The organism is Arthrobacter sp. TJ-270 (assembly GCF_058269075.1).
Genome location: NZ_JBZCNB010000001.1, coordinates 179054 through 205759, shown reverse-complemented (window position 1 = coordinate 205759; position 26706 = coordinate 179054). Strand labels below are relative to the sequence as shown.

Annotated in this window: 24 protein-coding genes and 1 tRNA gene; 16 read left to right on the top strand and 9 right to left on the bottom strand. The window is 64.0% G+C overall.

The window, feature by feature from the left end:
- The first annotated feature begins 40 nt into the window (after window positions 1-40).
- Window positions 41-1102, top strand: a complete 1062-nt coding sequence (locus AC4D2M_RS00985; protein ID WP_490889203.1) for an NAD(P)-dependent alcohol dehydrogenase — start codon at window positions 41-43, stop codon at window positions 1100-1102.
- On the top strand, window positions 1099-1527 hold the full coding sequence (locus AC4D2M_RS00980) for an HIT family protein (protein WP_490889202.1): 429 nt from the start codon (window positions 1099-1101) through the stop codon (window positions 1525-1527). Before AC4D2M_RS00985 ends, AC4D2M_RS00980 begins: the two co-directional genes overlap by 4 nt.
- Here AC4D2M_RS00980 and hrpA read toward each other — a convergent pair.
- Window positions 1524-5426 carry an ATP-dependent RNA helicase HrpA gene (gene hrpA / locus AC4D2M_RS00975; RefSeq protein WP_490889200.1) on the bottom strand — a complete coding sequence of 1301 codons (3903 nt, stop codon included), beginning with the start codon at window positions 5424-5426 and terminating at the stop codon, window positions 1524-1526. The genes AC4D2M_RS00980 and hrpA overlap by 4 nt on opposite strands.
- A 52-nt stretch (window positions 5427-5478) precedes the next feature.
- On the opposite strand from hrpA, the gene AC4D2M_RS00970 reads away from it, so the two are divergent.
- Window positions 5479-5655 (top strand): hypothetical protein, encoded by a 177-nt coding sequence (locus tag AC4D2M_RS00970; RefSeq protein WP_490889198.1) that lies wholly within the window; start codon window positions 5479-5481, stop codon window positions 5653-5655.
- Between the two features lie 159 nt (window positions 5656-5814).
- Here AC4D2M_RS00970 and AC4D2M_RS00965 read toward each other — a convergent pair whose 3' ends face one another.
- A complete protein-coding gene (locus AC4D2M_RS00965) occupies window positions 5815-6783 on the bottom strand; it encodes a helix-turn-helix transcriptional regulator (RefSeq protein ID WP_490889196.1) in 969 nt (322 codons plus the stop codon).
- Between the two features lie 98 nt (window positions 6784-6881).
- On the opposite strand from AC4D2M_RS00965, the gene AC4D2M_RS00960 reads away from it, so the two are divergent.
- The gene (locus AC4D2M_RS00960; RefSeq protein ID WP_490889194.1) at window positions 6882-7451 is read left to right on the top strand and encodes a DinB family protein; all 570 of its coding nucleotides are present in this window, start codon (window positions 6882-6884) and stop codon (window positions 7449-7451) included.
- 40 nt (window positions 7452-7491) lie between these two features.
- Here the strand turns inward: AC4D2M_RS00960 and AC4D2M_RS00955 are convergent.
- The 4 genes from AC4D2M_RS00955 to AC4D2M_RS00940 form a co-directional block, all read right to left on the bottom strand.
- A tRNA-Arg gene (locus tag AC4D2M_RS00955) sits at window positions 7492-7564 on the bottom strand.
- 99 nt (window positions 7565-7663) lie between these two features.
- Window positions 7664-9181, bottom strand: coding sequence for an FAD-dependent oxidoreductase (locus AC4D2M_RS00950; protein ID WP_490889192.1), 1518 nt, complete (start codon window positions 9179-9181; stop codon window positions 7664-7666).
- Window positions 9182-10051 (bottom strand): FAD:protein FMN transferase, encoded by an 870-nt coding sequence (locus AC4D2M_RS00945; protein WP_490889190.1) that lies wholly within the window; start codon window positions 10049-10051, stop codon window positions 9182-9184.
- Entirely contained in the window at window positions 10048-10512 is a 465-nt protein-coding gene (locus tag AC4D2M_RS00940) for an FMN-binding protein (RefSeq protein ID WP_490889188.1), read from the bottom strand. The genes AC4D2M_RS00945 and AC4D2M_RS00940 overlap by 4 nt, the downstream gene beginning before the upstream one ends.
- A 162-nt stretch (window positions 10513-10674) precedes the next feature.
- Between AC4D2M_RS00940 and argS the strand changes: the two genes are divergently transcribed.
- The 5 genes from argS to thrB are packed head-to-tail and all read left to right on the top strand — an operon-like array spanning window position 10675 to window position 17217.
- On the top strand, window positions 10675-12315 hold the full coding sequence (gene argS, locus AC4D2M_RS00935) for an arginine--tRNA ligase (RefSeq protein ID WP_490889187.1): 1641 nt from the start codon (window positions 10675-10677) through the stop codon (window positions 12313-12315).
- A gap of 1 nt (window position 12316) precedes the next feature.
- A complete protein-coding gene (gene lysA / locus AC4D2M_RS00930) occupies window positions 12317-13777 on the top strand; it encodes a diaminopimelate decarboxylase (RefSeq protein WP_490889186.1) in 1461 nt (486 codons plus the stop codon).
- A gap of 8 nt (window positions 13778-13785) precedes the next feature.
- Window positions 13786-15120 carry a homoserine dehydrogenase gene (locus AC4D2M_RS00925; RefSeq protein WP_490889184.1) on the top strand — a complete coding sequence of 445 codons (1335 nt, stop codon included), beginning with the start codon at window positions 13786-13788 and terminating at the stop codon, window positions 15118-15120.
- Window positions 15120-16250 (top strand): threonine synthase, encoded by a 1131-nt coding sequence (gene thrC, locus AC4D2M_RS00920; protein WP_490889182.1) that lies wholly within the window; start codon window positions 15120-15122, stop codon window positions 16248-16250. Before AC4D2M_RS00925 ends, thrC begins: the two co-directional genes overlap by 1 nt.
- On the top strand, window positions 16243-17217 hold the full coding sequence (thrB, locus tag AC4D2M_RS00915; protein WP_490889181.1) for a homoserine kinase: 975 nt from the start codon (window positions 16243-16245) through the stop codon (window positions 17215-17217). Before thrC ends, thrB begins: the two co-directional genes overlap by 8 nt.
- Before the next feature lie 22 nt (window positions 17218-17239).
- Here thrB and AC4D2M_RS00910 read toward each other — a convergent pair whose 3' ends face one another.
- Window positions 17240-17527, bottom strand: coding sequence for a hypothetical protein (locus tag AC4D2M_RS00910; RefSeq protein ID WP_490889180.1), 288 nt, complete (start codon window positions 17525-17527; stop codon window positions 17240-17242).
- A 40-nt stretch (window positions 17528-17567) separates the two neighbouring features.
- On the opposite strand from AC4D2M_RS00910, the gene rho reads away from it, so the two are divergent.
- From rho to AC4D2M_RS00890, 4 genes are all read left to right on the top strand, one after another.
- Window positions 17568-19706: a transcription termination factor Rho gene (rho, locus tag AC4D2M_RS00905; RefSeq protein WP_490889178.1), complete on the top strand. Its 2139-nt coding sequence runs from the start codon at window positions 17568-17570 to the stop codon at window positions 19704-19706.
- Window positions 19707-19921: 215 nt separating this feature from the next.
- Window positions 19922-20998: a peptide chain release factor 1 gene (prfA, locus tag AC4D2M_RS00900; RefSeq protein WP_490889176.1), complete on the top strand. Its 1077-nt coding sequence runs from the start codon at window positions 19922-19924 to the stop codon at window positions 20996-20998.
- Between the two features lie 15 nt (window positions 20999-21013).
- Entirely contained in the window at window positions 21014-21877 is an 864-nt protein-coding gene (gene prmC, locus AC4D2M_RS00895; protein ID WP_490889174.1) for a peptide chain release factor N(5)-glutamine methyltransferase, read from the top strand.
- A gap of 13 nt (window positions 21878-21890) precedes the next feature.
- Window positions 21891-22586 (top strand): L-threonylcarbamoyladenylate synthase, encoded by a 696-nt coding sequence (locus AC4D2M_RS00890; RefSeq protein WP_490889172.1) that lies wholly within the window; start codon window positions 21891-21893, stop codon window positions 22584-22586.
- On the opposite strand, the gene AC4D2M_RS00885 is transcribed toward AC4D2M_RS00890, so the two are convergent.
- Window positions 22583-23515 carry a glycosyltransferase gene (locus tag AC4D2M_RS00885; RefSeq protein WP_490889171.1) on the bottom strand — a complete coding sequence of 311 codons (933 nt, stop codon included), beginning with the start codon at window positions 23513-23515 and terminating at the stop codon, window positions 22583-22585. The two genes, AC4D2M_RS00890 and AC4D2M_RS00885, sit on opposite strands and share 4 nt — an antisense overlap.
- 17 nt (window positions 23516-23532) lie before the next feature.
- Window positions 23533-24414: a glycosyltransferase gene (locus AC4D2M_RS00880; RefSeq protein WP_490889170.1), complete on the bottom strand. Its 882-nt coding sequence runs from the start codon at window positions 24412-24414 to the stop codon at window positions 23533-23535.
- Window positions 24415-24677: 263 nt separating this feature from the next.
- On the opposite strand from AC4D2M_RS00880, the gene AC4D2M_RS00875 reads away from it, so the two are divergent.
- The 3 genes from AC4D2M_RS00875 (at window position 24678) to AC4D2M_RS00865 (ending at window position 26677) form a co-directional block, all read left to right on the top strand.
- Window positions 24678-25784 carry an MraY family glycosyltransferase gene (locus AC4D2M_RS00875; RefSeq protein WP_490889168.1) on the top strand — a complete coding sequence of 369 codons (1107 nt, stop codon included), beginning with the start codon at window positions 24678-24680 and terminating at the stop codon, window positions 25782-25784.
- An 82-nt stretch (window positions 25785-25866) separates the two neighbouring features.
- Window positions 25867-26349: a Cg1360 family ATP-synthase-associated protein gene (locus AC4D2M_RS00870; RefSeq protein ID WP_490889167.1), complete on the top strand. Its 483-nt coding sequence runs from the start codon at window positions 25867-25869 to the stop codon at window positions 26347-26349.
- Window positions 26342-26677 (top strand): hypothetical protein, encoded by a 336-nt coding sequence (locus AC4D2M_RS00865; protein WP_490889166.1) that lies wholly within the window; start codon window positions 26342-26344, stop codon window positions 26675-26677. Before AC4D2M_RS00870 ends, AC4D2M_RS00865 begins: the two co-directional genes overlap by 8 nt.
- The last annotated feature ends 29 nt before the right edge of the window (window positions 26678-26706 follow it).

Here is a 26706-nt window from a genome sequence, read left to right as displayed (position 1 = left end):
TGCTCGGCCCGCCGAACTTCGTTGTGAGAGAGTAACCGGTATGACCACTGCATACGCCTACGCCGCTACGTCGGCGTCCAGCGGGTTGGGCCGCACCACCGTTGAGCGCCGGGAACCGAACCACGACGACGTCGAAATAGCCGTCGAATTCTGCGGACTGTGCCACTCGGATGTCCACGCCACGCGGAGTGAGTGGGGCGCTGCCCGTTATCCGCTGGTGCCCGGCCATGAGATCGTCGGCCGGGTGACCCGGGTGGGGGTTTCCGTGGAGTCGTTCGCCGTCGGCGACCGGGTGGGAGTCGGCTGCATGGTGGACTCCTGCCGGGAATGCGAGAGCTGCGCGGACGGCCTGGAGCAATACTGCGAGAAAGGGATGACCGGCACCTACGGCACTCCGGACCGCAGGAACGACGGCCAAATCACGCAGGGCGGCTATTCGACTTCCATCGTGGTCAACGAAGGATACGTTCTCCGGATACCCGAAAACATGGACCCGGCCGCCGCCGCGCCGCTTCTCTGTGCCGGCATCACCACCTTCTCGCCGCTGAACCATTTCGGCGTCGAGAAAGGGGACGCTGTCGGCGTCGTCGGACTGGGCGGACTGGGCCACATGGCGGTGAAGATTGCCAAGGCCATGGGCGCAGAGGTAACGGTATTCACCACCTCGTCCGGCAAGGTGGATGCCGCGCGGGAGCTTGGAGCCGACCACGTTGTCATCTCCAGGGATTCGAAGGCCATGGAGGCCGTCGCGACCACGCTGGATGTGGTGATCGATACGGTTGCAGCGCCGCATGACCTCAACCAGCTGATCCGCACACTCAGGCTCGACGGAGCCCTGTTCCAGCTCGGTCTGCCCGCAGACCCGATGCCGGCCGTTGACCCCGGACTGCTGATCCGCAAGCGGCGCACCTACGCCGGCTCGCTCATCGGCGGTATAGCCGAAACCCAGGAGATGCTCGACTTCTGCGCGCAGCATTCAGTGGTGTCGGATATTGAGCTTGTCACAGCCGACCAGCTCAATACGGCCTACGACCGCATGGTTGCGGGAGATGTGAAGTACCGGTTCGTTCTTGACGCCAGCACCCTGAAGGAGGACTCATGAGCACGCTGTTCACCCGGATCATCGAAGGTGAAATCCCCGGCCGCTTCGTCTGGAAGGACGAGGACGTTGTGGCATTCCTGACCATCCAGCCCATCACCGACGGTCACCTCATGGTTGTTCCCCGCCGTGAGGTGGCGCACTGGGTGGACCTCGAACCGGACCTGCTCGGCAAGGTCATGGACGTCGCGCAGAAGATCGCCAAGGTGCAGGAGTCGGAATTCAACGCCAAACGCATCGGTGTGCTCGTTGAGGGGTACGAGATCCCCCACGTGCATGTCCACATCTGGCCGACGCAGAGCGCTGCTGACTTCGACGTGCACAACGTTGACCCCGATCCCGATCCGGCAAAGCTCGACGAGAACGCGGAACGGCTCCGGGCTGCGCTGCGCGACGCCGGGTATGCCGAGAATGTTCCTGCTGCCTAGGCGGCGAGAGCTTCCCCGAGGGCGGCGCGAATGCGCTTCTCGGATACCGAGTGGGCGGTTCCCAACTCCTGGGCGAACAGGCTGATCCGCAGTTCCTCAAGCATCCAGCGGACCCGTCCCAGCGAGGGCGGCACCCGGCGTCCGTGTGGAGCGACGGCCGCCACGGCGTCGTCGTACTCGTCTTCGAGGCGCTGCACAATCGCCGTACTCAAGGCATCGCGCTGAACATTGGTCTCAAGTTTCTCCAGCCTCTTCTCGATACCCGCGAGGTACCGGGGGAGATGGGCCAGCTGGGCATAACCCGTAGTGGCTACAAAACCCGGAAAAACGAGCTGCTCGAGCTGGCTCTTCACATCGTTCAGGGCAGTGATGAGGGCCAGGCTCGTGGAACCCTTCAGCCGCTTCTCGATTCTGCGGGCGCTGGCGAGGATCTTCTCGACCGTTGCGGTCACGGTGAAGACCGTGTCGATGAGGTCGGCCCGGACGTTCTCGTAAAGCGCATCGAACTCCTCGACAGCCCACGGCAGCTCCTCGGGCGTGAGCTTGTCGATCGCTGCTATCGAGCAGTCTTCGATCAGCGCACTGACGCTGCCGTGCGGATTCTGGCTGAAGGTGAGTTTCTCGGAGTTGCTCAAATGCTCCAGGACATACCGGGCGGGACTCGGGACGCGCAGCGCGAGGAGCCTGATGACACCTGTGCGCATCGCCGCTGTCTGCTCGGCCGCATTGGGGAAGACCCTGAGCCCGACGGCGGTCTGCTCATCAACGAGCGCGGGATACCCGGTTACCCGGTGCCCGCCGACGATCCGGGACACCTCCCGCGGGACCGCACCGAACGTCCACGCTGTTGCGCCGCTGATCTCTTTGATGCCGGGGCCGGCGTCCGACGACGACGGCGGCGGCACCTGCTGCTTCCGGCGCGGCGCCTTATGCGTTTGCTGCACGGACCCCGGCGTTGCCCCCAGCGACTCGGCTATCGCGCGCCTGGTCTGCGGGGCGAGCCTGTCCTGAAGCGCGGGCAAGTCCTTGTCCTCATCGAGGATGCGGCCGTTCGCATCGACCACCTGAAAGGTCATCAACAGGTGCGGCGGCAGCGTATCCCGGTTCCACGAACCCGGCGGGATAACGTGTCCCTTCAGCCTGCGCAGGGTCAGTTCCAGCGACGCCTCAAGCTCGTCCCTGGCAGGGTCGAAGTCAGCATGGAGTCCGTCGACGGCGGACCGGGCGACGTCCGGAGCGGGAATGAAGTTCTTGCGGACCTGCTTGGGCAGGGACTTGATCAGCGCGGTCACGAGCTCCACGCGCAGCCCGGGAATCTGCCAGTGGAACGGTGCCGGGTCCAGCTGGTTCAGGAACAGGATCGGGACCTGCACAGTGACGCCGTCCGAGGCACCGGGAACGTTGGGAGAGAACTCGTAGGTCAGCGGCAGCTCGAATCCCTGCTGGCCCCACGTCTTCGGGAAGGCGGTCTCGTCGAGATCTGCGTCGCGGCTGAGAAGTTCCTCGGGCTTGAAGTCCAGCAGCTCAGGGCTGTCCTGGCGGGCCTGCTTCCACCACTTGTCGAAATGGCGCTCGGACACCACATCCTTGCCGACGCGTGCGTCGTAGAACTCGAACAGCGTTTCGTCATCGACCATGAGGTCGCGGCGGCGCATGCGGTTTTCCATCTCTTCGATCTCCGCAATCCGAGCCTTGTTGCGGTGGAAGAACTTGTGATGGGTGCGCCAGTCGCCCTCAACCAGCGCATGCCGGATGAAGAGTTCGCGAGCGAGTTCCCTGTCGATGCGGCCGTAGTTGATGCGCCGCTGCGGAACTATCGGCACGCCGTAGAGAGTGACCTTCTCGTAGGCCATCACCGAGCCCATCTTGCGCGACCAATGCGGTTCGCTGTAGCTGCGCTTCACCAGGTCCGGTGCGACTTCCTCAGCCCAAAGCGGATCGAATTTGGCGACTACCCGAGCCCACAGCCGGGATGTTTCGACCAGTTCCGCTGCCATCACCCAGTCGGGGTTCTTCTTGAACAGTGCGCTGCCGGGGAAGACCGCAAACCGGGTGCCGCGGGCACCGGCGTACTCGCGCTTCCGCTGGTCATACAGACCGATGTGGCTGAGCAGACCGGACAGCAGGCTGATGTGGACGGCATCATGCTGCGCCACCGGATCCACCTCGGCCGGAGACAGGGTAATGCCGAGCGGCTTGGCGAGCTGGCGCAGCTGGGCGAAAAGGTCCTGCCATTCGCGCACCCGCAGGTAATTGATGAATTCATTGCGGCACAGCTTGCGGAACTGTGTGGAGGACAGTTCCTTCTGCTGGTCCTGCAGGTACCGCCAGAGGTTCAGGTAGCCGGTGAAGTCCGAATTCTCGTCCGCGAACCTGCGGTGCTTCTCCGTTGCGCTCTGAAGCTTTGCCGCCTGATCCGGCTGTGGACGTTCCCTGGGATCCTGAATGGTGAGGGCCGCCGCCAGAACCATGACCTCCTTGGCGCAGCCGCGGCGCCCGGCTTCCACGATCATGCGTCCAAGGCGCGGATCCACCGGCAGTTGGGCCAGTTGCCGGCCCACCGGGGAGATACCGCCGTCGGCCGTCACCGCGCCAAGTTCACGGAGTAGCGTGACGCCGTCGTTGATGGCCTTTGAATCGGGAGGCTCGACGAAGGGGAAGGCGGCGACATCCTTCGGGCCGCGCGTCACACCCATTGCCGTCATCTGGAGAATCACGGCCGCAAGGTTTGTCCGCAGGATCTCCGGATCCGTGAACGGCCGTCGGGACTCGAAGTCTTCCTCGGAGTAAAGGCGGATGGCGATGCCATCGGACACACGGCCGCAGCGACCCGACCGCTGGTTCGCCGAGGCCTGCGACACGCGTTCGATGGGAAGCCGCTGCACCTTCGTGCGGTGCGAGTACCGGGAGATTCGGGCGGTGCCGGTGTCAATGACGTACTTGATTCCCGGGACGGTCAGGGAAGTTTCGGCGACGTTCGTTGCCAGGATGATGCGCCTGCCCGGCCCACCCGGATTGAAGACCCGGTGCTGTTCCTGCAGCGACAGCCTGGCAAAGAGAGGCAGGATCTCGGTCCCGCGCAGGCGGGGGTTCACCTGCACGCGCGAGCGGAGTGCGTCGGCGGCATCACGGATCTCGCGCTCGCCGGAGAAGAAGACGAGGATGTCTCCGGTTGCTTCGCCCGCGAGTTCGTCAACCGCGTCGCACACCGCGTCGAGGGGATCGCGGTCTTCCTCAAGCTCGTCGTCTGAATCGGACTCGGTGTCGCCGGCTGGCTGGCTCAGCGGACGGTACCGGATCTCGACCGGGTAGGTGCGCCCCGAAACCTCGATGATGGGCGCAGGCTTCTTCTCGGGTGCCGCTTCATCCGCAGCGAAGTGGCTGGCGAAGCGCTCCGGATCGATGGTGGCGGAGGTGATGATCAGCTTCAGGTCCGGGCGTTTGGGCAGGATGCGCTTGAGGTAGCCGAGGATGAAGTCAATGTTGAGGCTGCGCTCATGGGCCTCGTCGATGATGATGGTGCTGTACTTCTTGAGCAGCTTGTCGTGCTGGATTTCGGCGAGCAGGATGCCGTCCGTCATTAGTTTGATGCGGGTGCTTCGGCCCACCTCCCCGGTGAACCGGACCTGGTATCCAACCTCTTCACCAAGTTTGACGTCCAGTTCCTCGGCAATGCGCTCGGCGACCGTGCGCGCTGCGAGGCGTCGAGGCTGCGTATGGCCGATCATCCCGGATTGGGCAAGCCCCAGCTCCAGGCACATCTTGGGAATCTGCGTAGTTTTCCCCGAGCCGGTTTCGCCGGCGATGATGGTGACCTGGTTCGCTGCGATGGCAGCCATGATGTCCGCCCGGCGTTCCGAGACAGGGAGCTGGGCAGGGTAAGAGATTGTCAGCGACATGATTACCTGCAAGTTTACTCGGCGCGGCCGGCCCGGTGCGTAGGCTTGACGGATGTTCATCTCCGACGAGCCCCTCGGCTCCGGAATGCTACCAGTCGGGGACGGAAACGAAATCTACTGGGAGGCGTCCGGCAACCCGTCCGGAAAGGCCGCGCTCTACGTCCATGGTGGGCCCGGATCGGGTCTCGGAACTCAGCCTTGCAGCGGTTACGACGACGTCGGCCGCTGAAATCGCCTGGATCACCGGCCGCCTGGATGGCAGCTCACCGCTGTCAACCGCCTGGGACCTCGCGAAGGCCTGGCCTGCGGCAGAGTTGGTGGTCGTCGACCGGGACGGCCACGGCGGGAACGGAATGGCTGACGAGGGTCACCCGCGCGGCCGCGCTTTTCAGTCGCTCCTGAATCCTTCGCCTGCTGCCCGGGTCAGCCGCTCGGCAGCCGCCACGGCGTGCTCCCGGAGTTCCTGGGGTGCAACGATGTCGAACTCGAAACCCAACGCCACCACGTGCATGAGCGGCCAGTCGAGGGAATCTGCCCCGAAGCGCATGAGGGTGGTTCCGGAGTCGTCCTCCAGTTCGGCGATATTGGGCGGGATCATCTGGCCGACGTCTGCGAGGGGGCCGTGGATACGCACCACGATGTCGTAACTGTACGGCGAGCGGGTGATTGATTTCTGGACGTAAGCGGCAAGATCCTTGGCGGGAAGCGGACGTGCGGCGAACTTTTCCCGCGGGGACGGGACGCTCTGGCACCGGTCCACGCGGAAGGTGCGCCAATCCTGCCTGGCGGTGTCCCACGCGACGAGATACCACCGCCGCCCGGTGTCCACCAGCCGCACGGGCTCCACAACGCGGCGGGAGGATTCGCCGTCCTGCCGTGCGTACCGGAACACCACGACCCGGCGCTCAGTGATGGCGGAAGAGAGCGCAGTGAGCACTTCGGGGTTCACCGGTGTGCTGACCGCAGCCATCCGGGTAACCGCGGTGCGCAGCCCGGCGAACTTCGGCCGCAGCCTGCCCGGAAGGACCTGTTCCAGCTTTGTAAGCGCACGGACGGAGGCTTCCCCCAGCCCTGAAACAGGGCTTGCCGTGACGGCGCTGAGCCCGATGGCGACGGCGAGGGCTTCATCATCATCGAGGAGCAGCGGAGGCAGCTGCGCGCCCGCGCCCAACTGGTAGCCACCGGCAATGCCGGGGGAGGCGTGGATGGGGTAACCGAGGGTGCGCAGCTTGCCGATATCCCTGCGGACGGTGCGTTCGGTCACGGACATCCGTTCGGCGAGCGCGGATCCGGTCCACTCCCGCCGAAGTTGAAGCAGGGAAAGCAGTTGCAGCAGCCTCGCAGAGGTTTCCAACATGCCACTACGGTACCTATGGACGCGGACAGCTCCTGTCCGCAATAGCTCCTACAGTGTGATCAGCGCCACGCAGAGGGGCCGGTAAGAAGGGAAGGAACATGGACATCCGCAAGGAACTGACGGATCAGCTTCAATGGCACTGGGAGAACCAGGCGCGTCCGAGACTGGATGGGCTTAGTGATGAGGAGTACTTCTGGGAACCGGTACCCGGAAGCTGGAATGTACGTCGGCGGGGCACAGGCACTGCGCCGCTCCAGGTCGGCCGGGGCGACTACACGATCGACTTCGCCAATCCGGAACCCGAGCCGGCCCCGGTTACCACCATCGCCTGGCGGCTCGGCCACATGCTGGTCGGCGTGTTGGGCGAGCGGCTGGCTTCGCATTTCGACGGCGCACCGGTCAGCTATGAAAACTACGAGTATCCCGGGGACGCAGAGCACGCCCTTGAACAGCTGGACGGTATGTATGCGCACTGGTCCGGTGCTGTCACTGCGCTGTCGCAGGAGGAACTGGAACGCCCGGTTGGCCCGGCGGAGGGTCCGTTCGCCGAGGCTCCCATGGCTGCGCTGATCCAGCACATCAATCGGGAAATGATTCACCATTTGGCCGAGGTGGCGCTACTGCGGGACTTGTGGGCGCACCGCTACGTTCACGGTGAAAGGTCCTGATCATCCGGACTACGCAACGACGTCCAGGTGGAAGAAAAAGTGCCCTCGATAGGATTCGAACCTACGACCTTCTGCTCCGGAGGCAGACGCTCTATCCCCTGAGCTACGAGGGCACGGCCCACTGGACTGAACCAGTGGCCGAAAGGGACTTATGAAGCTTAGCAGGGAAAAGTTGGCTGAACGAAACGCTGGAGGCGGTGCTCCCGGTAGCCCTAGTAGCCGAGGAAGGCATCGGTCCGGATGGACTTCCCACCGGCATCGCGGATCACTGGCTTTGCCCGCGCGAGGGTCGCCGGGGATCCTGACAGGTAGACACTCCGCCGGTCCAGGTCCGGTACGAGGAAATGCAGTTCTTCGGCCGTGGGAAAACCCGTGCCGTAGTGAATCCAGCCGTCCGGAAGCGGCCCGGGCTCGCCGGGGCAGAACAGGATCACTCGGTACGGAGCAAGCTCGTCGACGTAACCGAGCTCCGCGGGTCCGCTGACCACGTAGACAAGAACGATGTCGCGGCCCTGCCCGGATCCGTCCCCCGCCCGGATCTGGCTCAGGAACGGCGTTACGCCGATTCCACCGGCGAACAACAGCAGCGGCACTGAGGGATCGGCGGGCAGTACAAAGTCGCCGGCCACTGACGTGGCATCCACTGCCGCACCGGGACGCAGGTTCAACAGTGCCGATTTGAAGGAGCTCGGCGGGTCCGACAGGCGCAGGCCGAAGCGGATGGTGCCGTCGTCGGGCGCGGAACTGATGCTGAAGATGCGCCGGAGTCCACGGCGGTCCGCCCTCGCGTGGGGCAGCGTGAGCTCCATGTACTGGCCGGGCTCGAAACGTACCGGTGTCTCGGGAGCGAAGGAGACCTCGGTGCTGGTGGGAGTCAGCTGCCGGGACCCGGTGTAGCGCAGACGGATGCGGCGCCGCTGGCCCATGGCGAACGCCACGGCGTTGCCGATCAGCAGCGCGTACTCCGGCCCGAGGAACACCGGCGGGAAGTTGATCTGCAGGGCCAGCACCACTGCAACGACGGCGGCTACCAGGAGCTGCTGCCAGCGCCTGGGCGGAAGGGTCAACGGTTCGGTGAGCATGAAGCCGAGCAGGAAGAACACGGGATAGGACGTGAGGACCAATTGCAGGGCGGTGGCGGGGTCTGTGCCGCCGGCCGCAAGACGGACCACCAGAATACCGACGGCCACGACGAGGAACACCGTTCCCATTGAGAGCTTCCGGGTCCGGTAGAGGATCAGGGCGGTGCTGAACAACACGAGCGGCAACATGGCGGGGTTCGCAGCCCACCACGCTGCGGCGCCGAGTCCAAGCAGCGTCACGGCGACGGCGCCGAACGCTGCGGGATTGAAGATGTGGCGCCCGCGGAGGGCGATCAGGTACTTGGAGGCAGCCGCAATGAGGCCGGCCAGTGCAATACCGCCTACGCCCGCCGGCTCATCGGAGGGAAACATCACGAAAAAGAGCAGCAGGCCGGTGATGAGTGACGACTCGTAGTGCGGGCGGGTTCGGAACATCATCGCCATCACGCGCGTACCTCCCCAGGAGGCGACGACGGCGGTGGCAAGCGTTGCGGAAAGTTCTGCCGGCGTAAACGCGAGAAGCCCGACGGCGGACAGGGCAAACGCGTACGCGGCGAGGACCAGCAGGAGGATCAGGACCAGCCTGTACATGGTGGCGCGGCCGAGGAATGTGTCGACCTTCGTGAGCCAGTTCTGCCGTCCGACCATCTAGAACAACGCTCCTGCCAGGGATGATGAGTATTGCGCGCGTCCCTCGGAGTGAACCTGGACATAGTCGAAATCGAACTCGGTCAGCAGCACTTCGGGCGGGACAAGGAAGAGTGCAGTGGCCAGCGCATCCGCGACAAGCGCCTCGTCGGCCAGTACCCAGGTAGCAACAACTGTATCGATGCATTGCCCGGTTGTGGCATCCACGACGTGGTGCAGGCCGTCAGCCCAGCGGCGCCTGTTGGAGGCCGACGCGCACAGCGCCCGGTCCTTAAGAGTCACCACGCCGATGGCCGAATCCGATGTATACGGGTGTTCCAGCGCAACCCGAAGGGTTGAGGGACCGACGTGCAGCATGTCCCCGCCGGCATCTACGGTGTGCTCCGGGAAACCACAGTCCCGCAGTGCTGCGGACACCAGGTCAACGAGCTGACCCTTGCCTGCTGCCCCGACATCGAGCGTGACCGGTTGTTCCGACCGGACGGTAGATCCGTGCCACTGGAAGGTTGCGTCCCAGGCCGTTGCCGGAACAGGGGTGCCGTGCGGCACGAAAGAGTAGCCGGCGTCGTACCCCAACTGCTCCAGCGACCGGCCCACCAGCGGTGACATGGCACCGTCCGTGAGACGGTGAAGCGTCCGGTAGAGGTTGCCCAGCGCTTCGCCCGAAGGCGGCAGGTCGACGCGGCCGCCGGAGGCGAGGGCCATGATCCGCGAGTCGGGGCGGAAACGGGAATAGACGGCGTCGTACTGTTCGATCACGCGGGACACGGTGGCGCGGGCCGCTGCGGGCAGCTCTCCCGGGATGTCGATCTGCCACTTTGTGCCGATCGCGTCGAAGCTGTACCGCTGCCCGTAGCCCGCTGGGGTCACTGCGCGGCTTCGCTCTTGATCTGCTCGATTGCGTCGCTGAAGCCGCCGCTGGTCAAGGACGACCCGGACACCTTCTCGACGTTCAACTCGCCAAGCGGCGTTCCCACTATCTGCTCCTTGATTCCGCTGCTGAACTTGCCCTGGTAGAGCTCCGTGGTGGGGTTGCTCGGCATCGGTTCGGTCTGGACGTCGGCGACGCTGCCCGACTCAAGCGTGACCGTCACTCCGATCGACTCCTCACCGCCGGGCGTTTGGTAGGACCCGGTGGCCGAGTACGTTCCGTCCGTGTACTCGCCGGTCTCAGCGCCGACCGGGGTCTCCTCGGCAGCGTTGGCGGCATCACCACCGGCCCCGGGCGACGGCGTCGGGCTGGTAGCACACGCAGCTGAACCCAGGAGGGATACTGCCGCGAGCCCCGTCAGGGTCCAGCGCTGGTAGGGCTTGTTCACGGCGTTCGTCACGAAATCTCCTTGGCGGGCTTGGTGGCGGTTCTGCTCCGTACAACGCTAGTACCCCCGATTCGGTTCAGCAGGCCTTCTGGATGGACAGCGTTCCGGAATGGCCCGGATAAGGCGTCCGTCACAGAATCAGGGGGATTAGACCCGCGCCGTTATGCTGGATGGGTGACTCCCGAAGAACTCTCCTCCGCAATCTCCTCATGCCTGAAAGAGGCCGTCGCTGCCGGCGAAATCGACGTGGAGCTGCCTTCAGAGGTGCGGGTCGAGCGGCCCAAGAGCCGCGACCACGGGGACTGGGCCACAAACATCGCCCTGCAGCTGTCGAAAATGGCGGGCATGAACCCGCGCCAGTTCGCAGGCATCCTGAAATCGCGGCTTGAGGGAATCGACGGCGTTTCCTCCGTGGACATCGCAGGGCCGGGCTTCCTCAACATCCGGCTCGATGCAGCCGCCGCCGGTGAACTTGCCCGCAGCATCGTTGAAGCCGGCCATGCCTACGGCAAGAATGCTGCGCTCGACGGCCACGTGATCAATATGGAGTTCGTGTCCGCGAACCCCACCGGCCCCCTGCATCTGGCGCACACGCGCTGGGCTGCCCTCGGTGACTCCCTTGCACGCGTGCTGTCCGCAAGCGGTGCGGAGGTCACCAAGGAGTACTACATCAACGATGCCGGTACCCAGATGAACAACTTCGCCGCCTCCGTGCTTGCCTCCGTCAAGGGAAGGCCGACGCCGGAGGGCGGCTACCCGGGTGAGTACATCGCTGACCTCGGCCGCACGGTGCTGGCTGAGCGCCCCGACGCGGCGGAGCTGCCGGACGAGGACGCCCTGCCGGTGGTGCGGGACATCGCCTACCGCGCTCAGATGGATGACATCAAGGCGACCCTGGCCGCGTTCGGCGTCCATTTCGACGTCTACTTCTCCGAAGCAGCCCTGCATGACGCCGGTGCGGTCGAGCAGGCCGTGGACCGTTTGCGCGAGCAGGGTCACGTGTACGACGACGGCGGTGCGGTCTGGCTGCGCACCACGGACTTCGGCGACGACAAGGACCGCGTCCTGATCCGCGCCAACGGCGAACCAACCTACTTCGCCTCGGACGCTGCGTACTACCTTTCCAAGAAGGACCGCGGGTTTACCGAGAAGATCTATCTGCTGGGCGCTGACCACCATGGCTACATCGGCCGGCTCAAAGCGATTGCCGCGTGCGCCGGTGATGACATGGACACCAACATCGAGGTGCTGATCGGCCAGATGGTCTCTGTCAACGGTGCGCGGCTGTCCAAGCGCGCCGGCAATATCATCGAACTCCGCGATCTGCTGGACTGGCTGGGAGCCGACGCGCTGCGCTATTCGCTCGGGCGCTCTCCCGCGGACTCCGCCATGTCCCTGGACCCGGAGCTGCTGAAGAAGAACACCAATGAAAACCCGGTATTCTACGTCCAGTACGCACATGCCCGTACCTGCGCGGTGTCACGTAACGCGGTCGCTGCGAACGTTGACCGGTCCGCTTTCGACGCCGGTGCGCTGGACCAGGCGGCTGACGAGGAACTGCTCGCGCACCTCGGCTCCTATCCCGCCGTTGTGGCGCAGGCAGCGAAGTTCCGTGAGCCGCACCGCGTCGCGCGCCACCTCGAGGTCATCGCCGGTGCTTACCACCGCTGGTACGACGCCTGCCGCGTCACACCGCTTGGCGACGAACCGGTCACCGACACCAACCGCACCAGGCTGTGGCTGAACGACGCCGTAACCCAGGTGCTTGCCAACGGGCTGGACCTGCTGGGCGTTTCAGCGCCGGAACGGATGTAGCGTGGCTGTCTCACCTCTTGCTCCCGACTGGCTGTCCTACCCTGAGGACGCCAATACGCTCAATCCTGCCCTGTGGGCTTCCACAGTCAGCAGGGCGCGGAACGGCGTGCTGTCCGTGGACGGCGTATCGGCCACCGAACTGGTCGAGCAGTTTGGAACACCCGTCTACGTGGTGTCCGAAAACGACTTCCGTACCCGGGCACGGGGTTTCCGGGACGCGTTCAACGCCGCCTTCCGGGACCTGTGCGGGGGAGTGGACGTCTACTACGCGGGCAAGTCGTTCCTCTGCTCCGAGGTGGCGCACTGGGTGGCGGAGGAAGGGCTCCGCCTGGACACGGCCTCGGGCGGAGAACTCGCCGTCGCGGTCCGCGCCGGCCTGCAGGGGCGCCAGCTCGCGCTGCACGGCAACAACAAGTCTGACGCGGAGTTGAACCGTGCACTCGATCTGGAGGTCGGCCGCATCGTGGTCGACAGCCTCGATGAGCTGCAGTGTGTCGGTGCACTGGCTCAGGCGCGCGGCGCGACCGCTAACGTGATGCTCCGGCTCACTCCCGGTGTCCACGCCCACACCCACGAATTCATTGCCACCGCGCACGAAGACCAGAAGTTCGGGCTCTCGCTGGCGCCGTCGTCGTCGGGGGAGGCGTCGCCGGCAGCGCAGGCTGTAGCAGCCGCTTTGGGGCACCCCTCCATCCGCCTGCTGGGCGTGCACAGCCACATCGGATCGCAGATCTTCGAGTCGGCCGGATTCGAGCTGGCGGCCCGCAGACTCCTCGGATTCCTGGCTGAGATCCGAGACCACCACGGCGTCGAACTGAAGGAACTTGATCTGGGCGGCGGTTACGGCATCGCCTACACCGAAGCCGACACCCCGCGCTCGCCCGCGGCAATCGCGCAGGCGCTGGCCGCCGTCGTCGGTGATGCCTGTGCCGAGCACGGTCTGCGGGCGCCGCGGATCTCGATCGAGCCCGGCCGCGCGATTGTCGGCCCGAGCACCTTCACGCTGTACACCGCCGGCACCACCAAGACGGTTCAGGTGGATGTCGACGGCGCCTCCCACCCACGCCGCTACGTTTCGGTTGACGGCGGCATGAGCGACAACGCGCGGCCGGTTCTGTATGACGCCGACTACTCGGCGGCGGTCGCATCGCGCACTTCCCGCCAGGAGCCGCTGCTGTCGCGGGTCGTCGGCAAGCACTGTGAGAGCGGCGACATCGTGGTGCGCAGCGTGTACCTTCCCGGGGACACCGCGAACGGAGACCTCATCGCGGTTCCCGGAACGGGTGCCTACTGCTGGTCGCTGTCCAGCAACTACAACTACCTCACCCGCCCGCCCGTCGTCGCTGTCAAGGACGGCGAAGCGCGTTTGATCGTGCGAGGCGAAACCGAAGAAGACCTCCTCTCGCGCGACGTGCTGCGGCAGGAGAGAAACGAACGAGCAACTCTGGAAGCAGGAGCCTGATCGATTTGATGAATGCCCCCCACACCACCGTTCCCAATGCGACACTGCGTGTTGCCCTGCTGGGCTGCGGAAACGTCGGTTCGCAGGTTGCGCGGATCCTCTTGGAAGACGCAGACAACCTTGCTGCCCGCATCGGCGCACGGCTTGAGCTCACCGGTATCGCCGTGCGTTCGATTGACGCGCCGCGCGAAGCCGAGCTGCCGCGGGAGCTGTTCACTACGGACGCGGAGTCCCTGGTCGAGGGCGCCGACATCGTCATTGAGCTGATGGGCGGCATTGAGCCGGCCCGCACCCTGATTCTGCGTGCCATCGACCACGGGGCAACTGTCGTCAGCGGCAACAAGGCGCTGCTCGCCCAGGACGGACCTACTCTCTACGAGCGGGCGGATGCCGCCCACGTCCAGCTGTCCTATGAAGCCGCCGTCGCCGGTGCCATCCCCATCCTGCGCCCGATCCGCGACAGCCTTTCGGGCGACCGCATCACGCGCGTCCTCGGCATCGTGAACGGCACCACCAACTACATCCTCGACCAGATGGACACCACCGGCGCGCAGTTCGCCGATGCCCTGGCTGACGCGCAGCGACTCGGTTACGCCGAGGCTGACCCCACGGCCGACATCGAGGGATACGACGCCGCATCGAAGGCCGCGATCCTCGCTTCCCTGTCCTTCCACACCCGCTTTGCACTGGAAAATGTGCACTGCCAGGGCATCACCTCGGTTTCGGCGGAAGACATTGCTGCGGCCAAGGACGCAGGCTTCGTCATCAAGCTTCTTGCAATCGCGGAGCTACTGCAGGACCAGGCGGGCGACGACGGCGTCAGCGTCCGCGTGCACCCCACCCTCCTGCCGCGGGAGCATCCCCTCGCCGCTGTGCGCGGCGCGTTCAACGCCGTCTTCATCGAGGCTGAGAACGCCGGCGAGCTCATGTTCTACGGCCAGGGAGCCGGCGGCACTCCGACCGCCTCCGCCGTACTGGGCGATGTGGTGAGCGCCGCCCGGCGTATGGTCCTCGGTGGGCCCGGCCGAACCGAAACCACCACGGGCCACGTTCCTGCGCTCAGTATCGACATGGTGAACACGAGCTACTACATCGGGCTGGACGTGGCTGACCAGCCTGGCGTGCTCGCCAAGATTGCGCACCTTTTCGCCGAGCACGGCGTCTCGATCGAAACCATGCGCCAAACCATCCACTCTGCGGACGACGGCGGTGAGGCCAGTGCGGAACTGCGCATCGTGACGCACCGGGCCGCTGAGTCGGCGCTGGCGGCAACTGTGAAACACATCCAGGATCTGGACGTCATCAACGCGGTGACATCGGTCCTCCGAGTAGAGGGAGTCTGATGGCTCACCAATGGCGCGGAGTAATCCGCGAATACGCTGACCGGTTGCCCGTTACCGAATCCACCCGGGTGATCACGCTCGGTGAAGGCGGAACACCCCTGGTATATGCACCGGCGCTTTCCGAACTCACCGGCTGCAGCGTGTACCTGAAGGTCGAGGGAATGAATCCCACCGGTTCCTTCAAGGACCGCGGCATGACCATGGCCATCACCGCAGCCGTCGAAGCCGGAGCCAAGGCAGTGGTCTGCGCCTCCACGGGCAATACCTCTGCGTCCGCAGCGGCCTACGCGACGCAGGCGGGGCTGACCTGCGCGGTGCTGGTGCCGGACGGCAAGATCGCGATGGGCAAGCTCAGCCAGGCCATCGCGCACGGCGCCGAGTTGCTCCAGGTTCACGGCAACTTCGACAACTGCCTTGAGGTGGCGCGGAAGCTTGCGGAGTCCTACCCCGTGTTCCTCGTCAATTCCGTGAACCCCGCGCGTATCGAGGGGCAGAAGACGGCGGCCTTCGAGGTTGTCGACTTCCTGGGAGACGCCCCGGACTACCATCTGCTCCCGGTCGGCAATGCAGGCAACATCACCGCCTACTGGAAGGGCTACAAGGAGTACTCGCAGCCCTACACCTCGCTCACGGCCGGTGAGCTGCCGGCGGTTTCGACCAGGACCCCCACCATGTGGGGTTTCCAGGCAGAAGGTGCATCGCCGCTCGTGAAGGGCTACCCGGTTACCGAGCCCGACACCATCGCCACCGCCATCCGAATCGGCAATCCTGCGTCCTGGGATCAGGCCATCGCTGCGCGGGATGAATCCGGCGGGCTCATCGAGGCAGTGACCGACGAAGAAATTCTTGAGGCACACCGCTGGCTCTCCTCCCGCGAGGGCGTCTTCGTGGAGCCGGCGTCGGCCGCGGGAGTGGCGGGTCTGCTCAAGAAGCATGCGGCCGGCGACGTTCCCGAGGGCAAGACCATCGTCATCACCGTAACGGGACACGGTCTCAAGGATCCGCAGTGGGCGCTGAAGGCGGCTGACGGTTCGGATGTCGAGCCAACCAAGGTGGAATTCGACGTCGTCAGCGTTGCAGGCGCCCTCGGACTTGCCGACGCCCACGTAGGCCAGCCGGCAGATGCTTAGCGGAGCGCCGGCCGTGGCCGCAGCGGCCGTGGTCGCGTCCGGGCAGGAAGTGTCGGTCGAGGTTCCGGCGACAAGCGCCAACCTTGGCCCGGGCTTTGACAGCCTCGGCCTGGCAGTGACGCTCTACGACTCGGTGCTCGTGCGCACCACCGACTCCGGTACGACGACGGTAACGGTAACCGGTGAGGGCGAAGAGTCCCTGCCGCAGGACGAGACGCACCTCGTCGCCGCCACCATCCTCGGCACGCTTGAGCGGGCGGGCTTCTCCAGCCCGGGCCTGGAGATCGAGACACGCAACATCATTCCGCACGGCCGGGGCCTCGGTTCCTCGGCTGCGGCCATTGTCTCCTCGGTGCTCGCTGCCAACGCCCTTCTGCCCGAGTCCGCGCGAATGGACGACCGGGCCGTGCTGCAGTTGTGTTCCACGCTCGAAGGACACCCCGACAATGTGGCCCCGGCGCTGCTCGGATCGCTGGCTGTGTCCTGGGAAACGGGCCGGGCATACCAGAGCACCATCATTCCGGTACACCCCGATGTGGTGCCCGTTGTGGCGATTCCCGCCAGTGAGTTGTCCACCGAGACGGCGCGCGCTTTGCTTCCGGCCTCGGTGCCGCACAACAGCGCATCCTCCAACGCGGGCCGCGCAGCACTCCTGGTGCATGCCATGACATCAGCACCGGAGTTCCTTCTCGACGGGACCCGTGACCTGCTGCATCAGGACTACCGCGCGCAGGCAATGCTGCACAGTGCCACGCTGATGCGCGCACTGCGGGCAGAGGGCTTCGCCGCGGTGATTTCCGGTGCCGGTCCCACCGTGATGACCCTCGCCGTCGGGGAGGATCAGGCAGCCGCGGTCATCTCCGCGGTGGAACGCATCGTCGTCGGTATGGAAGAGGGCACTGATTGGCGTGTTCTTCGGCTGAACGTTGACACAGAAGGTGCTAAAGTGAAGGTGCACCAACGGTAATCGCCAGCTTGAATCGTTGACCTTAATCACTCACCGATGTCACGAAGGCAATTCTGTATTTAGATGTGCTTCTGTTGATCTGGCCGTCATTTCTGTGACCGTCGTGAAACTGCCTGTGTGTCAGCAGTGGCTCAATCTCAGGTGTACCTCCCAGAACCTGATGCGGCAGCACATTAAATCGTGCGCTGCTTTGCACCGGGTTTGAGGTTTCAGCACGCTCGGCCATGCCGGAGAGCATCCGGTCAGCACCGAAAACCTTAGCTTCCAACTCTTCACGACTTGGCGGCGGGCAAACCAAACCGCGATCCACATCAGAGATGGATCGCCCGACGAGGGGGAAGGAATCCTTCGTGACTCAAACCACTGACCTGCCGACAGGCGTGGATACCCAAGCCGCCGAAACGAACGGCGCACCAGCTTCCAAAAGTTCCGGACTTGCCGGCCTGAAGCTCGCCCAACTGCAGGCTCTTGCCGGCCAGCTTGGCATTTCCGTGGGTTCCCGTATGCGCAAGGGCGACCTTGTGGCTGCAATTTCCGACCACCAGCGCGGCTCGGCAGTAGCGGACCGCCCCAAGGCATTGTCCGCCCCGGCTCCGGCGCAGGAAGACGCAGCGCCCGCGAAGGAATCAACGCGCAACGCTTCCGCACAGAACGGTTCCGGTGTTGCCGAGCAGGAGCAGGCATCGGAGCCTGCCGAGAAGCCCACACGCACCCGCAACCGCAATCGGCGTGCAGTGAGCGACGGTGTCGTCAAGACGGACCAGTCCGCTCCAGACAATGCACCGAACGACGCAGCTCCGGCCTCCGCCGCTGAATTTGACGGTGGCGCTGCGCAGGAAACCTCCGCACCCGAAGCCGAAACCGCTGACCGCGGACGCCGAAGCCGCGACGGCCGTCGCGGCGGCCGTCGCGCTGACTCCGATGCGCAGGCCGGTACACAAGCCGCTGCCGCTGAGGGAAGCGAGCAGGGCGATCAGCAGGGCAGCGAGAACACGGACAGCGCCGACTCGCAGGGCGAAGGCCAGGGCGAGCGCCGCAACGACCGCCGCGACCGCAACCGTGACCGCAACGAGCGCCGCTCCAACGATGAGCGCCGCTCCGGCGATGACACCCGCGATAACCGGAACGACCGCGATAACCGCAACGACCGTGACAACCGTGGTGGCGACCGGGACAACCGTGGCGACCGCGACGAGGGCAACGGCCGGAACCGGCGCAACCGTAACCGCAACAACCGCGAGGACGACCGCAACACCCGCTTCCGCGACCGCAACGAGCGCCGCCGCGGGCGTAACCAGAATCCCGATGTCGACGACGTCGAGGTCACCGATGACGACGTCCTGCTGCCCGTCGCGGGCATCCTGGATGTCCTGGAGAACTACGCGTTCGTGCGCACCTCCGGCTACCTGCCCGGCGCCAACGACGTCTACGTTTCGCTGGCACAGGTCAAAAAGTACGGACTGCGCAAGGGCGATGCAGTCGTCGGTGCCATCCGTGCGCCCCGCGACGGCGAGACCCAGGCCAGCACCCGCCAGAAGTTCAATGCGCTGGTCCGTCTGACCTCTGTCAACGGGAAAAACCCCGAAGAGCTGAAGGACCGCGTTGACTTCGCGAAGCTGGTTCCGCTCTACCCCTCCGAGCGCCTGCGCCTGGAGACCGAGCCCAAGAAGATCGGTCCTCGGGTCATCGACCTCGTGGCACCGATCGGCAAGGGCCAGCGCGGACTCATCGTCTCACCTCCGAAGGCCGGCAAGACCCTGATTCTGCAGGCTATTGCCAACGCCATCACGGTGAACAACCCGGAAGTGCACCTCATGATGGTTCTCGTGGACGAACGTCCCGAGGAAGTCACCGACATGCAGCGCACCGTCAAGGGTGAGGTCATTGCCTCCACCTTCGACCGCCCGGCTGATGACCACACGACTGTTGCCGAACTCTCGATTGAACGCGCCAAGCGCCTCGTCGAAATGGGCATGGACGTCGTCGTACTTCTCGACTCGATGACCCGACTCGGACGCGCCTACAACCTGGCAGCGCCGGCATCGGGCCGTATCCTCTCGGGCGGTGTCGATTCAGCGGCACTGTACCCGCCGAAGCGGTTCTTCGGAGCAGCCCGCAACATCGAGAACGGCGGCTCGCTCACCATTCTCGCCACGGCGCTGGTCGAGACCGGTTCGAAGATGGACGAAGTGATCTTCGAAGAGTTCAAGGGCACCGGCAACATGGAGCTGCGCCTGTCCCGCAACCTCGCGGACAAGCGCATCTTCCCGGCCGTCGATGTCAACGCGTCTGGCACCCGCCGCGAAGAGAACCTCCTCTCCGCGGACGAGGTCAAGATCATGTGGAAGCTCCGCCGGGTACTGTCCGGTTTGGAGCAGCAGCAGGCACTTGAGCTGCTCACCAACAAGATCCGGGAGACCCAGTCGAACGTCGAGTTCCTGATGCAGGTCCAGAAGACCACGCTTGGAGCGAAGAGCGACAACGATTAGCTAAGTAGCCGTTCGAGACATGCCGGCCCCGCCCCTGCGCGCGGAGGCACTCGTCCTGTCGGACTCGCGCTCCGCGCTCCGACAGGCCCGATGCCACTCTCCCTGGCCGGCATGTCTCGAGCGGCTTCCCGCGTTAAGCCACCGATCGCCTCCGGGTCGATGGAATTGTCCTAATCTAGACTGGCTCGAAAGAGCCGAAAGAGGTTGTGTCTGCCATGTTTGAGTCCATTCAGGGCCTGCTCGACGAGCACGCTGATCTGCAGGTTCGGCTGTCCGATCCAGCGGTACATGCTGACCAGTCACTTGCCCGAAAGCTAGGACGGCGCTACGCCGAACTGAGCGGCATCGTCGAAGCACACACACGCTGGCAGGCGCTCGCTGACGATCTCGAAGCTGCCCGTGAGATGGCCGACGACCCCGAGTTCGCTGCCGAGGTTCCCGAGCTCGAGGCGCAGCTCGCGACTGCACAGGAACGCCTGCGCCGTCTGCTCATCCCGCGCGATCCCAACGACGCCAGGAACGTCATCATCGAGGTCAAGGGCGGTGAAGGCGGCGACGAGGCTGCACTGTTCGCCGGTGACCTGCTCCGCATGTACACGCGGTACGCCGAAACCCGCGGTTGGAAGACCGAGATCATCTCCGCAACGGAATCCGATCTTGGTGGATACAAGGACGTGCAGATGGCCATCAAGGGATCGTCCAATGATCCGGCTGAAGGCGTTTACGCGCGCCTGAAGTTTGAGGGCGGCGTCCATCGGGTACAGCGCGTTCCGGTGACCGAGTCGCAGGGGCGTATTCACACGTCCGCCGCCGGGGTACTGGTGCTGCCCGAGGTCGATGAGCCCGAGGAAGTTGAGATCAGCCAGAACGACCTCAAGATCGACGTTTACCGTTCCTCGGGACCCGGCGGGCAGTCGGTGAACACCACTGACTCGGCCGTTCGCATCACCCACCTTCCCACGGGCATCGTCGTCGCAATGCAGAACGAGAAGTCGCAACTGCAGAACCGTGAGGCGGCCATGCGCGTATTGCGTTCCCGAATCCTCGCCGCAAAGCAGGAAGAGATCGACGCCGCGAACTCCGACATCCGCAAGTCCCAGGTTCGGACCATGGACCGTTCGGAGCGCATTCGCACTTACAACTTCCCGGAGAACCGCATTGCTGACCACCGCACCGGTTACAAGGCTTACAACCTCGACGCGGTCATAAATGGTGAACTCGAACCGGTAGTGCAGTCAGCCATCGAGCTGGACGAACAGACCAGGCTCGACGCCATCGGCGACGACGCGTAGGGAGCGCTCAGCACCATGGAATCGCTCGCCGATGCCCTGCGCGATGCTGCGTCGACGTTGGCAGAGGCAGGCGTGCCAAGTCCCAGGACTGACGCGGAGCTGCTTGCGGCGCACCTGCTGGGGGAGAGCGTGGGAAGGGTCCGTGCACTTGCCCTGATCGGTGCGGCAGCTCCGGAACGTTACGGCGAGCTCGTCGCGGAGCGGTCACAGCGCGTTCCCCTCCAGCACATCACCGGCGTCGCATACTTCCGCGGACTGGAACTCGCAGTGGGACCAGGTGTCTTCATTCCCCGGCCCGAGACGGAGACCGTCGCCCAGCTCGCCATCGATGCCGCCCGGCTCTTTCCCGGCGCCCGTGTGGCCGACCTTGGCACCGGTTCCGGCGCCATCGCGGGATCGGTTGCGCAGGAAGTACCGGAAGCGGACGTCTTCGCCGTGGAATTGAGTGATCTCGCTCTTGCCTGGGCTGAACGCAATCTTGCGCCGCTGAACGTCACGCTGGTCAGGGGCGACTACGCAATAGCGCTTGCAGAGCAGAACGAAACCTTCGACGTCGTCGTCTCCAATCCGCCCTACATTCCCACCGACGCTGTTCCGAGGGAGACTGAAGTGGCTGAGCACGATCCCGAGATCGCGCTCTACGGAGGAAGCGCCGACGGGCTGCGCCTGCCGCTGGCCGCCGCCGCCGCAGCCGCCCGCCTCCTCAAAACCGGGGGTTTCTTCGTGATGGAGCATGCCGAAGTGCAGGCCCCAGCCCTGGCACGCATCCTGGGGACGGATCCGTTGTGGGGGACAGTTCGTACGCACCAGGACCTCTCCGAGCGGGACCGCGCGACGTCGGCCGTTCGAACCGATGTGCCATGGGACGGCAGTAAATGAAAGGATGGCTCGCGTGAGTGACACGTTCGACTGTTCGGATCCGACCGAGCGCAGTGAGGGCATTGCGCGCGCCCAACGTGCGCTTGCCGCAAAGCAGTGCGTGGTGATTCCTACTGACACGGTGTACGGGATCGCCGCCGACGCCTTCGCCCCGCAGGCTGTCGCCACGCTGCTGGCTTCCAAGGGTCGAGGACGCAGCATGCCGCCGCCCGTTCTCATCCCGCGCCTGCAAACTATGGACGGACTGGCGACCGATATCAGTCTTGAGGCACGCCGGCTCGCAGAGGAGTTCTGGCCCGGCGGGCTGACCCTCATCTGCCATGCCCAGCCCTCCCTGACCTGGGACCTTGGCGACACCTTCGGGACCGTGGCACTGCGCATGCCGAATGATCGCGTTGCCCTGGATTTGCTCATCCTGACAGGCCCACTCGCGGTCTCCTCAGCCAACCGCACCGGACAGCCTGCTGCCGCTACTGCGGCGGAAGCGTACGAGCAGTTGGGAGACGCGGTCGAGGTGTACCTCGAGGACGGGGCGCGTTCGGCCGACGCCGGCGCATCGACCATCGTGGACACCACGGGTGACCTGCCCATAGTGGTTCGCGAAGGCGTGATCTCCTTCGAGGAAATACGCGCAGTGGTACCCGGGATTGTCCTTGGAACCCGCGACGATGACGCCGATGCAACCGGGGAAGGTGCAGAGGGAGGCTAGACGGTCACAGGCGGCATAGGCTGCCAATCCCTATCCTTCAGCAGGATTCGGGATGCCCTCCAGCCCCTCCAAAGGGCGCCCAAGCCTCTCAATGTGCGTTCGACCGCCACGAGGCGCACGATTTCCTTCGCAGCTGTAATTGCGGTTCCCAGCGCAAATCCCAAGGGGTTGTACCTGTTGTGTGCGCGCAAGTAGCAGGCGACGTAGCCACGATTCCTCATCACGTAGAACCGACTCAAGTCGCTCGAGTCGTTGAGATGGCGGATCCCGAAGTCGATCTGCTTCTGGGGACGTATCTTGCGAAGGGTAAATTCATTCACGTAAACCACCGGGCGTTCAAGTGAGATGAGCCAGCCGTAGACAGCGTCATCCCAGGTAATGAAGAAGCGGGGGTCGGGAAGGCCGACGCTCCGAACAGCAGAGGCACCGACGACCATCCCTTCGAATACGCCGACGTTGGTGGCGAAGGTGTCCTTTTCTTTGAAGACGTTGCCAGGGACAGGAAGGAAGACTCCGAGAAACTCCTTGAAACTGTGCTGCCAGAAGAAGGGCTGGCCATTGCAGTCATACCGTCGCCCGATGACGCAGCTATATTCGTCGAGCCACGGCAGAAGGGCGCCAATTGCACCGGGCAATACTTCCACGTCGTCATCCATGAGCCACAACCACTGCGCACCTTCATCCAGCGCGCGCTGAACCCCGGCTGAAAACCCTCCCGCACCCCCACGATTCTCGGCGAGGTGTTCCTCGATCAATGGGAAGGACAAGGAAGCAGCCGCGTCTGCTATGACCGATGCCGTATCGTCCGTGCTCGCGTTGTTCACGACGATAACCTTGTCCGGAGCCGGATCGAGCTCAGCGATGGACGAGAGTAACCGGCGGAGATATCCTGCACGGTTGAAGGTAGTGATGACGATCTGGAAGCTCATGCTCCGGTCCTCCGAGCTCAATGATCCTGCTTCTCGGGGGGACCAAACGCCTGGCCGCGGAAGCCGGCTGCATAGGTCCTCGCCCACTTGACTAGTCCCGGCATGTCCCGTGTTCGCCAAAAGTAGATGGGGTAACCCGTCAGGTCGGCGACGAGAGACTTGATCCGACGATACTTCCGGGTTAGTTGCCCCCGGTTGCGGTAGAAGTAGAACTGCTTAAAGGGCGTTTCGGGTACCAGGATGTGCATCCGGTCACCGAGAATGTACTTCACCTCGCTCCAGCCTGGCGGATGCGTAACCGCCACCGTTGTAAGAGTGCCGAAGGGCACCTTGGCCGCACGAAGACGCAGCATGAAATCGACCTCGTCTCCGCGAATGAACAGGCGGAGGTCAGGCAAGCCGATCTTGAAGAAGACTTCTGACCGTATGAGCGCTCCATTGAAGAAGGACGCGATGTTGGGAATGAAGGACATGGGTTCAACTTCGGCGCGGTCATGAATCAGGTGTCCCCCCAGCCTTAAGGGGAAGGACAATTTTTGAGGTTCGTCCGGGGCCACGATCAATGGGCTGATCACGTCGAGATCCCGCTCATTGGCAGCGGCCAAGAGAGCGGCGAGAGCATTGGCGTCCTCGGGGTGGGCGTCATCATCCATGATCCACACCCAGTCGGCCCCAGATGCAAGAGCGGTGAGGATAGCTAGCGAAAATCCGCCGGCGCCGCCGAGATTCGCCTCCGATCGCACATATGTGACGGGTGCGGCGCTGGAGGAGGCGATGTCTCCGACAGCCTCCGATCCTGAGTCGACCAGCACCACGGAGGTAGGAACGTGGCTCTGGACTGCGAGTGAATCGAGCAGAATCTTCACTTCTTCGGGCCGGTTGTATGTTACGGCCGCCACCGCCACCTTGTTCTGCAAAAAATCCTCGCTATCTGGCGCATGATCCGGTCGATCATAAGACAGGTCCACCCTATTACAAGGACATTGCGGCCTGACGTTGCACACCGCAAATCGCCGGGCGAAATGCCCTCTTGCGGGGTACGACTCATCCCCAGTGGCACAATGGACGCATGCGAGTGTTCAGTGGCCGAGGCGCCAGCGCCACGGTTGGACTGACGCACGATCAGCTGATGGCCTGTGATGAGAGCGTGGTTTTCAGCTAGATGACGATCTATCTGCTCATGCTGGGCTTGGCTGCCCTCATTTCCTACTTCAGCACCTGGGGAGCGCGTAGGATCGCGCTGAGGTTCAAGGTTTACGCTCCAATTCGCTCCAGGGACATCCACTCAGACCTTGTGCCCCGGTTGGGTGGTCTGGGAATCTTTGCAGGATTTGCCGTGACCCTGTTGGTTGCGTCGCAGACCTACTTCGTGAAGGAAATCTTCAAAGACACCGTCGCGCCGTGGGGAATCCTTGCCGGTGCCATTGTGATCATGGTTGTCGGCGTGATTGACGACATCTATGACGCCCGATGGTGGGTCAAGTTGTTGGGCCAAGTAGTAGGAGCGTCGATCGTGGCCGCATGGGGCGTCCGGATGTCGGTACTGCCCTTCATTACCGGTCCACTCCCCATCGAATCCCGCGTGGTTCAGGTGCTCTTGACCGTCTTCCTGATCGTCGTCACCATGAACGCCATCAACTTCATCGACGGACTTGACGGTTTAGCCGCAGGCGTCGCCGTCATCGCCGGCATAGCATTCTTTGTGTGTTCCTACTGGGTGCGACGGAACGCGCTTCTCCCTGACTATTCGGACCTGGCGACGCTTCTGATGGCTCTCATGGTAGGAGCCTGTCTCGGGTTTCTTCCGCACAATCTCCATCCGGCGAAGATCTTCATGGGGGACTCCGGATCTATGCTCATCGGCCTGCTGATGGCTTCCGCAGGTATGGCAGCGACCGGCCAGATATTCTCCGGTCTCTACGACCGTGCCAACGGTCTACCAACAGTTATGCCGATCATCCTGCCCATTGCGATCCTGATGGTGCCCATGCTGGATCTCGGTCTGGCAGTTATCAGGAGAACCGCAGCAAAGCGTACTCCGTGGTCAGCAGACAGGGGACACCTTCACCACAAGCTGATCGACCTCGGCTACTCACACCGGCACGCGGTGTCCATGATGTATCTATGGACCTTCGTCTTGGCTTTCGGCGGGATAGCCTTCGCGTTTCTACCCTGGCAGTTGGTGATAGTGATCGACACCGTGGCCGTTCTTCTCCTGGCCACGTTTACAGCGGTTCCCTATTTCCGTGACCGAAAGGTTCATGGATAAGAAGAGTTCTACGTGTTGTAGAATCTTCAGGTGCGGGCGGTGCTATCTGCACCGCCCTTCCTCCAGCTTGAACGGAACCCCCATGAAGACACCAAGTGCCCCGCGCTCCGGCGCATCCGGGCCCACGGGTTCCTTGTGGCTGCGCATACTGGTGCGATGTGCGACCGTGACAGGCGCTGCGCTCCTTGTCGTCGCCGTCGTGGCATACCTGGTGCACGGGGAGAGTGCAGCAACCAGTGCCGCCTTCGGTTATCTTGTTGTAGCCCTCTTCTTCGCGGTCAGCCTGCTTGTTGGACACTTTGTCGGGCGCTCCAATCCAAGCGGGGCGCTGGGAATTTTCATCGTGACCTACGCCGTCAAGGTGGTCGGGTTCGCGGTTGCGCTATTCTTCCTTGGCACTCCGGACTGGCTCGACCGCACGTGGTTCTTCAGCTCGGCGGTGGGTGCCGTGGTCCTGTGGCAGCTTGTCGAGGTAGCCGTTTTCGCCCGGGCACGCCATCAGTTGTACAACGACTATGACGGCGGCGGAATCTCCGGCGCGCAGGCGGTGGAGGGACATGCATAAGGGTGGGTTCGACGCCGGTGAAGACTCGCGCAACGAACGCTCCGAGGCCGATCCCCGCGGGCGATACGGCGAGGCCGGTTATAACGCTGGGCTGGCCGTTTTCAGCTACATCATTGGCGGGATCCTGGTCTGGAGTTTGATAGGGTTGACTCTGGACAATCTCCTGGGAACGCGTTTACTCGTGCTCGCAGGGGGCCTCTTGGGTGCCGTGGGTGGTTTCTACCTTTCCTACAAGCACAACCTCACTCGTTCCAGCCCTTCCGCCTCCGGTTCTTCGCCGGAACGCAAGAACGGTCCGGAGGAAGGTCCCCGGAGTGACGTCAAATAACTTCATGCGTCGGAGCAGCAACGCTGTGC